Source organism: uncultured Brachyspira sp. (assembly GCF_949287625.1).
In the GTDB taxonomy this organism is placed as follows: Bacteria; Spirochaetota; Brachyspiria; order Brachyspirales; family Brachyspiraceae; genus Brachyspira.
The window spans coordinates 1-11,310 of record NZ_CASEGO010000105.1; the positions used below are offsets into that span (position 1 = coordinate 1).

Sequence of the window (11,310 nt, forward strand, 5' to 3'; positions counted from 1 at the left end):
AATAATTACTTAAAATAAAAATTAAGCGGATTGTTATTTTTAATAGCAGTCCGCTTTTTTATACTTGTTATAAAATAATTATATAATAATAAAATATATTAAAATTTATAATATCGAGGATAGCTTCCCTCAGATGCAGAAACATTTTCGCTAGATATTATCATAAGATATCTTGTAGGTTTGTAATTACCATAATCTTTATATTTATAATCAGGAAAATCTAGATATGCTTCACCCTTATCAGAGGCATAGCTTCCGTCTTCTCTTTGATGCGATCCATAAATTATAGTTTTTACTTCAGAAGTTTCTATTATTTTAGGAGTGCCTGTATCATCTACTATAGCTTCTATAAAACAATATTTCATAGTAGTAGGATGGTTCATACCTACATAAGGCAAAATTAAAATATTATCTGTTTTATTGATACTTGCAGGAGGACCAAACATAAAACTTAATCCTTCAAAATCCATTATTTGATTAAATGTTTCATTGAATTTGCTGTCGTATGCATTTGTATAATTATTTACATCAAAAACATCTTCGTTTACATTGTTATTATCATTATTGCCGTTTGAAGAGCTGTTATTCGGATTTGATACATTATTATTACATGATATTATAAATAATAAACTCAATATTATAATCATTAATTTTTTTAACATTCTTTACTCCTATTCATCTTTTTTTAAATATACTAAAACAGAATATTCTTTAAGATTTTCTTTGTCAGTAAATCTGTACCCTTTAAATGCTCTAGGCTTTACTTTGAAAGTTAATCTTTTATAATTTGCAGCAGGTCTCATCCATTCATTTATTTCATTATCTGCAACATTATCTTCTACAAGAAAATCTCCTATAAATTCATAATCATATCTTGGATAATAAGGTGTATAATCAAGACTAGGTTTCGCTACATACTCATTAAAAGCTAATATTGTATCTTTTTTCAGCTGTTCTTTATTATAATTATCATATTTGCTTAAAGGATAATATCCATATCTGCTATTAGTATAGCAATTTAATGTATCATTATAAACTAAACTGAAAGCATCATAACTATAAGCATGTTTTACCATATATTTTGAGAACTGTAATTCTGTATATAGCCCTAAATATAATTCATTTACTTCTCCGCTATTTTCATTAGTTAATGATACCAAATAAGTTTTTAGATAATCGCCTAAATCTTCTTTTCTGTATTCTGTTAATGCAGTCTCTCTTACATTAACTCCTTTATATGATACCCTTATATAATCAATTTCATCTCTTACTCTTTCATCATTGAATGTTATAGGGATTTCATACACTGTTTTTCCAGTTTCAGACTGTACGCTTTTGAATGATGTTAGATTTCCTGATACTCTGCTATTTAAATAATATGTAACAGGTATCAGTATTTCTACTTCTGACGGATCAAATTTTGAAGTTGTATTACCTCCTGAATTATCTGAAGTAGGGTCTGTTGTTTTTTTATTGCAGGAAAATACAAATATAAGCAATAAAAGTGTTAAAAAAATAGGTTTGTAAAGTCTTTTCATAACTTAACTCCGTATAATATTTTATAATAAAGCAAAGAGTGCTTTCTTATCATTTTGAAAAATAAAAGTTTTGGAATACAATATGAAAATGTATTTATATTATCATAATATTTTTTTATTGATAAATTTTTTACGAATGTATTATTTGTGAAAAGTATTAATATATTATTGCTGATGCTTGATGCTTGATGCTTGATGCTTGATGCTTGATGCTTGCATATTTTATCCTGTCATATAATTCTAACTACTATAGCAGTATATATTTTTTTATTATTTATGTCAAATATTATTTTGTATATTTTATTTATGCATTATAATTATAAAGGCTATGACTTATAAAAATCACAGCCTTTTATTAAATAAAAGAGTATAAATATAAATGAGTTAATCTTATTAGTCGCTGAATGATATAACACCTTCAATAATAGCTTCAAATCTGTCTGGTTCAATAATCATTACAGTATCATCTACTTTTAAGTTAGGTGCAAAGTCTCCTATACTTATTAAGAAAGAGTGTGCACTTTTGTATTGTCTAGCATATTCCATAAACTGATCCACTGTTTCCTGACGCATAGGATATCCAGAAGTATCCAAAGCAAATGTACTTTTGTATGACTGACCTTCAGATCCGAATTTTTTAATAGTAACGAAGAATACCAAAGTATCAGATTTTTTACTGTGTTCTGTTACTACATATCCGTTTAATGTTAATATTCTGTAGAAGTATTTTTCCAAATATTCTATAATATCCATTTCCAAAGCAGTTCTAAATGCATTGTTTGCTATGATAGAACTGTATGTTTTTAATTTTTGGTCTACATCCAAATATATATTTCTTACTGATTTGATTATTTCCCATTGTTTAACAGCAGCTTCAAACTGTTTATTTTTTACCAAAGTTTCAGCATATCTGTATCTTTCATCAACAACTTTTTCATTAGGTATATTTTCTTTAGTAAGTACTTGTCCGTAATATTCTCTTGCTTTTATATAGTTTCCAAGCTCATAATATGAGTTAGCAAGGTTTAGAGATATAGCGTCTTTATCAGATACATCATTACTTTCATATGCTATTTCCAATTCTTTAATTGCATTTTGGAAATCTCTGCTTGAAGATAATATTTCTCCTAATAATAAGTGGTATGAAGAATTAGTACCATCTAATGCAATAGCTTTTTCTATTTGCTGCTGAGCTGCATAATAAGAACGTATTTTATAAAAACATTCAGCAAGCATATACAATAGCTGCGGATTGCTGTCATTTTGAGCTGCAGCTGAAGAAAGGTATTTCTGAGCCTGTACCCATTCTCCATATTGATAACAAACAGAACCAGCTTTAAATAAAGAGTCATAATCATTATCTCTTATTTTTGTAATCATATCATATTCATCTATAGCTTTTTTTGTATTGCCTGTCTGCTCATATATTTTAGCTAAAAATTCTCTTACAGTTAATTCAGTTAATTCTTTAGTAAAATATGCTCCGTCTATCATATTTTGTAATGCCGCCATAGCAAGTATATACTGCTGCTGTTTATAATACATATTTGCAGTCATCCACAATATATTAGCATCTTTTTTATATTTAGGATCTAGAGTATTAATTTCTCTCATGGCTACATCATAATTTTGTTCATTGTAGGCCTGAACTATTTTTTTTAGTTTGATAGGGTATGAGCCGCTTTTAATAACGTACTGAGTGGCAAAACCTAATAAAACAATTAAAACTAATATTACAATTAATGAAGCTTCCACGATTCTAATCCCTTTTATTCATAATATATAACTGGACTTCCAGTTTCTTCTGATTCATTTAAAGCATCTTTAATTTTTCTCATCATACTATCTTTTACAACGAATACAGACATTTTATTTGATCTATTATTAGAAAAATCAAAGCCGCTTACAGCCATAGATACATTAATATCTACGCTTTCACCATTATATTCAAAATTATAATTTTTCAATGCTTTAAAATATCTTTTAGTAGCCTTCCAAGCCTCGTCCTCATTTGCAAAAATTACAGAGTATATAACATTATCATAAAGCAAACATTGATTTTCACCTATTCTGGCATTTTTCTTTATTGCCTTTATTAGCTCATCTTGAAGCTTTCTATAGGCACAGCTGCCGTATTCATCTATAATAGAATTACTATTTGATATTTTAAATGCTATAATACCTATAGCATGTTTATATCTTTGAGAGAATGCTATTATATTTTTTATAGTACTAGAAAATATTTCATACTCTGATTTATTAATTCTTACAACTTCATAATTTTCTGTTTTATACTCATCTTCTTCATCATAATCTGCTGCTTCATCTTCAATAGTATATCCCAAATTATATAATATAGTTTTATACATAAATATTGTAAATTTCTTTATGCAGTATGATAATTGTATTGATATAAAAAATAATCCGACAGCTAATATTGTGCTGTAAAAACTATAATCTTTTTTATATAAAAGTTTTTGTATTTCTGGTACATAACTAAGAGATAGTATAAGTATTACAGAAGTAACTATAAAGAAAAGTAAGTTTTCTATAGTTTTGGATAAACTAGTATATTTTTTAGTAGGCTGCATCATTACTATAATAAAAGCATATAATATAGAAATGCCTATCCATATCCATACCCAAACATCAAGAGCATAAAGTAAATACACGAAAAAATTCTCAGGGTTTGATGATATTAAAAGTATGTAAATAGGAATAATAACAGCACTGTATATTAAAGTGCATATCATAGCAGCAAAAAAGCCGTATATATATGATTTAGATAAGTTTATTTGTTTATCTTCCATAATAGTACCTAGTTCTTTCGCCATATTGCATTGTTATATTTTACAGCAGTTTGTCCGAATATTTTCATTATTTTTTCTAATTCCAATTTATTAGAATATAGTGCATATTCAAGACCTTTTTTGCCTTTACTTATAGCAGCAATAAAGCTTTCTTCTGTTATACAAACGGCATTAGCTCCTAACATAAAATATTTAAAAGTATCAGCTCCATATCTAGGAGATTCTGCCAGCAATGTTAATTGCATTTTATGATTATTATGCAAGTTACATGCTACTCTGTTTATAGTATCGGCAACTTTTTCCATACCTTTTAATGCATACTTATTATTATTTGAAAAATATATACTATTTGCATGTGAAGAATTGGCATTATGAATGTCATTTTCATTTGATATTCCCTTAATTATTATAGGAATATCTATTTCTTTTATAATTTTTGATAATTCTTTTTCGCTTTTTACATATATTTTATTATGAGAAGTAATATTATAGCAGTATGAAAGATCTATTCCAACAGCACAAGCACCATTTTTTTCTGCTTTTCTTAATCTTTGTAAAATAACTTCCTGAGGATTATTGCCGTCTATCATAATAATTCCTCTTTTACTTCCTTTTATTGTTCTTATTGAAAGCTCGAATAGTTCCTCATTATTAAAATCATTTAATATAGCTAATACCTCACAATTAGAAGCTGCATCTAATACTATTTCATAATATTCTCTTATATCCATTATTCCATCTATTACTTCAGGCAAATTATATATAGTGTCTAGTATAATTGGCTGCGACAAATGCATATTAAATATATTAGTTTCTAAATTAACTTGTTTTTCTTCATGAATTATACTAGGATTAAAAGAATAATGAGAAAGACCTGTTTTTTCGTCGGTATCGCCTTTAAATAGATAATTAGCACTTTGTTTTGAAGCTAGTTTTTCATGTGCTATTCTATTTATTTCTTCAACTGTAATACTTTTTTCATCTGTCAATTTAAAATGTACAAAGTTCATAGCTTTATTTGCTATTGCTATTGCTTCATCTCTAGTATTTCCTACAGCAATAATATTACCAGCTTTTTCCAAATTATTTGTAGGTGTAACAAGTATATCTCCAGCTTTTGTTTTTATAAATACTTCTTTTATACCTTCAACTTTTTTGGCATTTTCAACGCCTTCAATAGATTCTATAATGCCAGTACCTGGGAGAAATGCCTTTTCAACAGAAACTTTATTCCATTTTGGTTTTAAATCACTTGGAGGATTACCCAATGCTATTTCTATGGCATTTTTTATTAAGTTTACACCAGTAGAAAGAGGGTAGGTATAGGCACTCATAAATCCGCCGGATAATCTTGCAGCAATTTCTCCTACCATAGCACCGTTTTTTGTAACTTTTATATCACCCTTAGCAGCACCTATTTTTAAATTTAATGCTTTTATACCAGCTTTCATTACATTAACAGCATCATCTAATTTTTCTTTATCCAAAGCAGACGGCATAATATGTCCAGTTTCTATAAAAAATGGAGGAAACTCTATTATTCTGTCAGCTACTCCAGTAACATATATCTCATCATTGTATATAAGCATATCTATAGATAGTTCAGGACCGTCCATAAACTCTTCTATTATAACTTCGCCTGAAGGAGAGGCACTTTTTGCCCTATTAAATGCCGCAAGTACATCATTTTCATTTGATACCTTCATTACACCTCTGGCTCCCATATTGTCAGCAGGTTTTACTACAACAGGTGTATTTAAATGTCTGTATGCATCTATTGCTTCATCGTAGTTCCATACTGGAAAGAAATTAGGCTGAGGTACATTATTTTTTTTGAATCTTTCACGCATTCTTATTTTATTTGAAGCAGCATATGCATCTTCAAATCTGTTTCCAGGAAGCCCTAAAGCATTGGCAACAGCAGCTACAGTTGTAGAAGCATCTGTACCTACAGTGATAACCCCGTTAATTTCCATTTTCTGACTCAAATCTCTTGCCGCCCTTACACTTCCATCAACATCTCTTGTAGAAACTACCATAGGATAATCGGCTATTTTCATTCCATGTGCATCTTTATTATAATCAAATACTATTGTGTAAAGTCCCATTTCCTGAGCTATTTGTATGGCAGGTACCTGTAATAGTCCTGCACCTATTATTATTATGCGTTTACCTTTCATTTTAGTATTGCCTTTTTATTCAGTTTAAAATATTCCATTATATAGTATTATTAGTATCGAAATTTTAATACCAAACTAGAGAATTTTAAATTTTTTTTATTATGCTAAAAATATTATTTTCTTATTATTAATATCAACTAATTGACAATTTTTTATATGTGAATAAAATATTAGTAAATAATTTCTTGGAGATTATAAAATGGAAAATAATATTAAAGATGAAACTTCATTTGATAACTTTTTGGCACTTGATATTAGAACTGGTACTATAATAGAAGCTGAAGATTTTCCTAAAGCTAAAAGACCAGCGTATAAGTTAAAAATTGATTTTGGTCAATTAGGTATAAAGGTATCATCAGCACAGATAACAAAATTGTATAAAAAAGAGGATTTAATAGGAAGACATGTAATTGCAATTGTAAATTTTCCCAAAAAACAAATAGCCAATTTTTTTTCTGAATGTTTAGTTTTGGGTGCTGTAAAAGATAATGGTGAAGTGGTATTATTAACTACTAAAGAAGACTGCGAAAACGGTATTGCTATAGGATAGATTATTTTAGCTGCTTTATTATAAGCAATAATAATAAATTATCACTTTTTGTTTGAAAAATATTTATAAATATATATAATTTATTCAAATATTATAATCATAGAGGTTTGTCATGGAACTAAATTACAAAAAAACAGCAGAAGATATAATTGCTAATGTTGTAAAAGATAATATAGAATCAGCTTCTTTTTGTGCTACAAGATTAAGATTAATAGTAAAAAATAGAGAGCAGATTAAAGATGAAAATATTGAAAAAATAGAAGGTGTAACAGGCGTTTTTTATAATGCAGGTCAGTATCAAATAGTATTGGGTAAGAATGTTAAACCTGTTTATGATGAAATGATAAAATTAGGGGTTATAGCTCTATAAATATCGATTTTGTTATATTTTCTTATTTATATTGGCATTAAAAAATATTAAATATAACAATTCTCTATAAAGAGTTTTTTTAATTAAAGTTTAATGAATAATATATTTTTATTTATTAAACTTTAATTATTAATTATTAAATTCAAGCTTTTCAAAAGAATCTTTGTCAAGCAGCTCATAATGATAACCCTGTTCTGTAAGAAATAATTGTCTTTTATGAGCAAAATCTTCTTCTTTCGTGTCTGTAGTGATAATAGAGAAGAAATAGCTTTTATTTTCGCCTTTTTTTGGTCTTAAAACCCTTCCAAGCCTTTGAGCCTCTTCCTGTCTTGAACCGAAAGTTCCAGATATTTGTATTAATACATTAGCATCAGGTAAATCAACGGCCAAATTAGCAACCTTGCTTACTATCAAAGTTGTAATTTCCCCTGTTTTAAATTTTTTATATATAATATCTCTTTCACTTTGAGGAGTTTTTCCAGTGATAATAGTATATCCCGTTCTTTTCTTCATCTCATTTAACTGATCCAAATACTGACCTATTATAAGTATATTTTTACCCTGAAGTTTTTCTATAATCTTTTTTACTATCGTATATTTAAGAACATTCTCGCTTGCTATTCTGAATTTTACTTTATCACTTGATACAACATAATCAGATCTATGACTCTCATCTAAAGGTATTCTTATATCATAACAGTATGCTTCAGCAATAAACTTTTTCTCCTCAAGCTCTCTCCAAGGTATATCAAATTTTTTAGGTCCTATCAGACAGAAAACATCTTTTTCAAGTCCATCTTCACGTACTAAAGTAGCAGTAAGACCTAATCTTCTCATACTTTGAATTTCACTTGTAAGTTTTATAATAGGTGCTGGAAGCAAATGCACTTCATCGTATATTATAAGTCCCCAATTATGCTGGAAAAATAATTCAAAATGCACAAATGGAGATTCTTTATTTTTTCTGTATGTAAGAATTTTATAAGTAGCTATTGTTATAGGCTTAATTTCTTTATTTAATCCGTTATATTCACCTATATCTTCAGGAGGTATATCAGTTTTATCTAGTATTTCATCTCTCCATTGTCTGCATGCCGTAACACCAGTAACTATAATAAGTGTTCTAGTTTGAGTTTTGTACATTGCAGCAATACCTACAACAGTTTTACCAGTACCGCATGGAAGTGCTATTACTCCCGCTCCGCCTTCAGGTTTGCCGTCTGCATAAAATGCTTCAACAGAATTTTTCTGATAATCTCTTAAAGCAAAATCCTCACCATTAGAAGGTAATTTAGTTCTCATATTAAAATGATATGGCTCTCCAGTTTTATAACCTGCCAAATCTTGTACTGGATATCCTATATTTATAAGTGCTAATTTTATATGACCTCTGTATGTGGCATCTATCTCTAATTTGTTATTATTAATTTCTGCTTTTATATATTTAGTCATAAGTTTATAGTGAAGTATTTCATCTATTATGTTCTTATCTTCACTTATAAGGTAATATTTTTCATTTTCTTTGATAATTTTTATTCTTCCATACTTTTCAATGCTTGTTTCTATTTGCTTTATTATGTTTTTTGGTATTTCATAAGAGGTATATTTCTTTAAAAATCCGATTATCTGTTCTGAAGTGTAGTTTAAACTTGCAGCATTCCATAATGATACTAATGTTATTCTATAAGTATGTATATATTCAGGACTTTTAACAAGTTCGGCAAATACAAGCATAAAATTTCTAATTTCTTCAAAATGTTTTGTACTGACATCTAAAAGAATAGTACCATCGCCCTGAACTATGATAGGAGCATTCTTGTTCAATTTTTTTTCCTTTAATTAAAGTATGGATATATTTATTTAATTACTAATTATTTATTACTTAAGTTATTAATAAACATTATTTTCTATTAATGAAATAGTTTCTCTAAATATATTAAGATATTCTGTATTATTAGTATTTTGACTAACCCATGATTTTAACACATTTAATGCTTTAGTTTTATCATTTTGTGCCAAATAAACGTCGGATAATGTTAAAGTAGCCTGAGGTATCAAATAGCTTTTAGAATATGCTTTAGTAAAGTTTTCTAAAGTAGAGGCGGCCTGAGTATAATTTGTTAATTCTATCTGAGTATTTGCCAAATTATACATTGCACTATCTTGTAAATAAAAACCTCTTGCATTTGCCGCTTCCTGATAGTATTTTTCAGCTTCTGTAAAATTTTCTATATCATAATAAACACAGCCTAAAGCGTATGCACTTCTTAATTTTAAGTTTTTGCCTTTAGCAGCTGAGTATACTTTCTGAAATCTTGAAGTAATATCAATAATTAATGCAGGATCATTTAATTGTTCTTCTGGTAATTGAGCATTTTGATACACATTATACAATGCCAAAGCGGATTCAAACTCAGTATTTCTTGCTGAGTCTTGGCTTTCTATATTGGCTTTATATATCAAGACACCAGCTATTATTACTATTAATAGAACAAAGCCCGATATGAATATTATTCTATTATTGTATATGTATGTGAATATTAACTCAGCATTTTTTTGTATTTTATTTGTATTTTCAGACATAAAAATCCTCTTAAAATTAATTGTTTCAATAAAAGCTATTTTTAATAATCCATTATAATAATTAAACTTAAAAAAATCAAGTGTTTATTTCATAATTATTTTCTATGATATGGTTGAAATTTTATTATTGTTTATTTATAATTACTGTTAAAATTTGTATATAGGTAATTAATATATGTCTCCTCAAAAAATAGATTCTAAAGAAGTATTAGCTATAAAAATATTAGCAGAGTACAGTGATTTAAAAAAATATATCTATATGGTATTTTTTATAGATAAGTATGACAGTAAAATCATGGACATTGCATTTGTCATTTCTAATGATAATAAGCTCCTTAAATTTTTAAACTCGTATACAGATTTATTAGCACTTTATAAACATATAAAAATATATAATAAACTTAATAATGAAAATAATGCATCATTTGAGAAATTTCAAAAAGTTATTGATGAGATTTTTAATGATAATAAAAATATTAATAATATTATAATATATCAAAGCAATAATAATACTATTTCCATTATTGATATATTTGCAAGCAGTATGAATAAATTTATGGATTTTCATATAGGTACTTTTGATATAGCACATAAAGTACTTAGCTTTGAAGATGTTTCTAATGCTTTGGATAATGTAAACAAGGAATTGGAAAATACAGCTGCTATGCATGCTGCATATAGTTCTGATTCCAATTCATCTGCAGAAAATACTGATGCATCTAAACAGCCTGAAGCACCTAGTTACAAGTTAATCAATGCCTCATTTATAGTTGACCCAATAGGAGGTACATCTATAAATGATATAAATGTAGGTGATAAAGTTATGGTAAGCATTAATTCTAATACTGTTGAGGAAAATATAATATACCTAGAGCTTAAAGGTAAGAAAGATAAATATTCAAAATATATAGTACCTGCTGAAGTTTTAGAAAAGCATGTTGAAGAAAAATCTATTAAGATATTGTTAAAATTGATAGACGGATTTTGTGCTTTAATAGAAGAATTAGAGCCTATTAAATTAAAAGTATTCAATCCTACTAGAGATGTATATGTTGAAGGTGAGGATAATGATGCTGATAAGAAACAGTCATTAATAAGCAGACTATTCTCTAAAATTAATACATTCAAACTTGTAATGATAGGAATGGGTGTAGTTATACTCATTCTTTTTGCTGCTATAATATATGTATTCTTCCTCCAAGTTTGATTTATTGAATTAAATTTTTTATATATTTTATAGTTTATTTAATAGGTTATTATTTTTTAATAATTATTAAAA

At 27.4% G+C, this 11,310-nt stretch carries 10 protein-coding genes; 3 read left to right on the plus strand and 7 right to left on the minus strand.

The window, feature by feature from the left end:
* Positions 1 to 98 precede the first annotated feature (98 nt).
* From Q1X91_RS13000 to Q1X91_RS13020, 5 genes are all read right to left on the minus strand, one after another.
* Entirely contained in the window at positions 99 to 662 is a 564-nt protein-coding gene (locus Q1X91_RS13000; protein ID WP_300758348.1) for a hypothetical protein, read from the minus strand.
* Between the two features lie 9 nt (positions 663 to 671).
* Positions 672 to 1,538 (minus strand): hypothetical protein, encoded by an 867-nt coding sequence (locus tag Q1X91_RS13005; protein ID WP_300758351.1) that lies wholly within the window; start codon positions 1,536 to 1,538, stop codon positions 672 to 674.
* A gap of 393 nt (positions 1,539 to 1,931) precedes the next feature.
* Positions 1,932 to 3,293, minus strand: coding sequence for a tetratricopeptide repeat protein (locus Q1X91_RS13010; protein ID WP_300758354.1), 1,362 nt, complete (start codon positions 3,291 to 3,293; stop codon positions 1,932 to 1,934).
* Positions 3,294 to 3,307: 14 nt separating this feature from the next.
* A complete protein-coding gene (locus tag Q1X91_RS13015; RefSeq protein ID WP_300758357.1) occupies positions 3,308 to 4,348 on the minus strand; it encodes a hypothetical protein in 1,041 nt (346 codons plus the stop codon).
* Between the two features lie 8 nt (positions 4,349 to 4,356).
* Entirely contained in the window at positions 4,357 to 6,528 is a 2,172-nt protein-coding gene (locus Q1X91_RS13020) for an alpha-hydroxy-acid oxidizing protein (RefSeq protein ID WP_300758360.1), read from the minus strand.
* 199 nt (positions 6,529 to 6,727) lie between these two features.
* Between Q1X91_RS13020 and Q1X91_RS13025 the strand changes: the two genes are divergently transcribed.
* On the plus strand, positions 6,728 to 7,078 hold the full coding sequence (locus tag Q1X91_RS13025; RefSeq protein WP_300758362.1) for a tRNA-binding protein: 351 nt from the start codon (positions 6,728 to 6,730) through the stop codon (positions 7,076 to 7,078).
* Between the two features lie 112 nt (positions 7,079 to 7,190).
* Positions 7,191 to 7,448, plus strand: coding sequence for a glucose PTS transporter subunit EIIB (locus Q1X91_RS13030; protein ID WP_300758365.1), 258 nt, complete (start codon positions 7,191 to 7,193; stop codon positions 7,446 to 7,448).
* Between the two features lie 129 nt (positions 7,449 to 7,577).
* Here Q1X91_RS13030 and Q1X91_RS13035 read toward each other — a convergent pair whose 3' ends face one another.
* Entirely contained in the window at positions 7,578 to 9,272 is a 1,695-nt protein-coding gene (locus tag Q1X91_RS13035) for a DNA repair helicase XPB (RefSeq protein ID WP_300758368.1), read from the minus strand.
* 66 nt (positions 9,273 to 9,338) lie between these two features.
* Positions 9,339 to 10,031 (minus strand): tetratricopeptide repeat protein, encoded by a 693-nt coding sequence (locus Q1X91_RS13040; protein ID WP_300758371.1) that lies wholly within the window; start codon positions 10,029 to 10,031, stop codon positions 9,339 to 9,341.
* Between the two features lie 175 nt (positions 10,032 to 10,206).
* Here Q1X91_RS13040 and Q1X91_RS13045 point away from each other — a divergent pair, with 175 nt between their 5' ends.
* On the plus strand, positions 10,207 to 11,238 hold the full coding sequence (locus Q1X91_RS13045) for a hypothetical protein (RefSeq protein ID WP_300758374.1): 1,032 nt from the start codon (positions 10,207 to 10,209) through the stop codon (positions 11,236 to 11,238).
* The last annotated feature ends 72 nt before the right edge of the window (positions 11,239 to 11,310 follow it).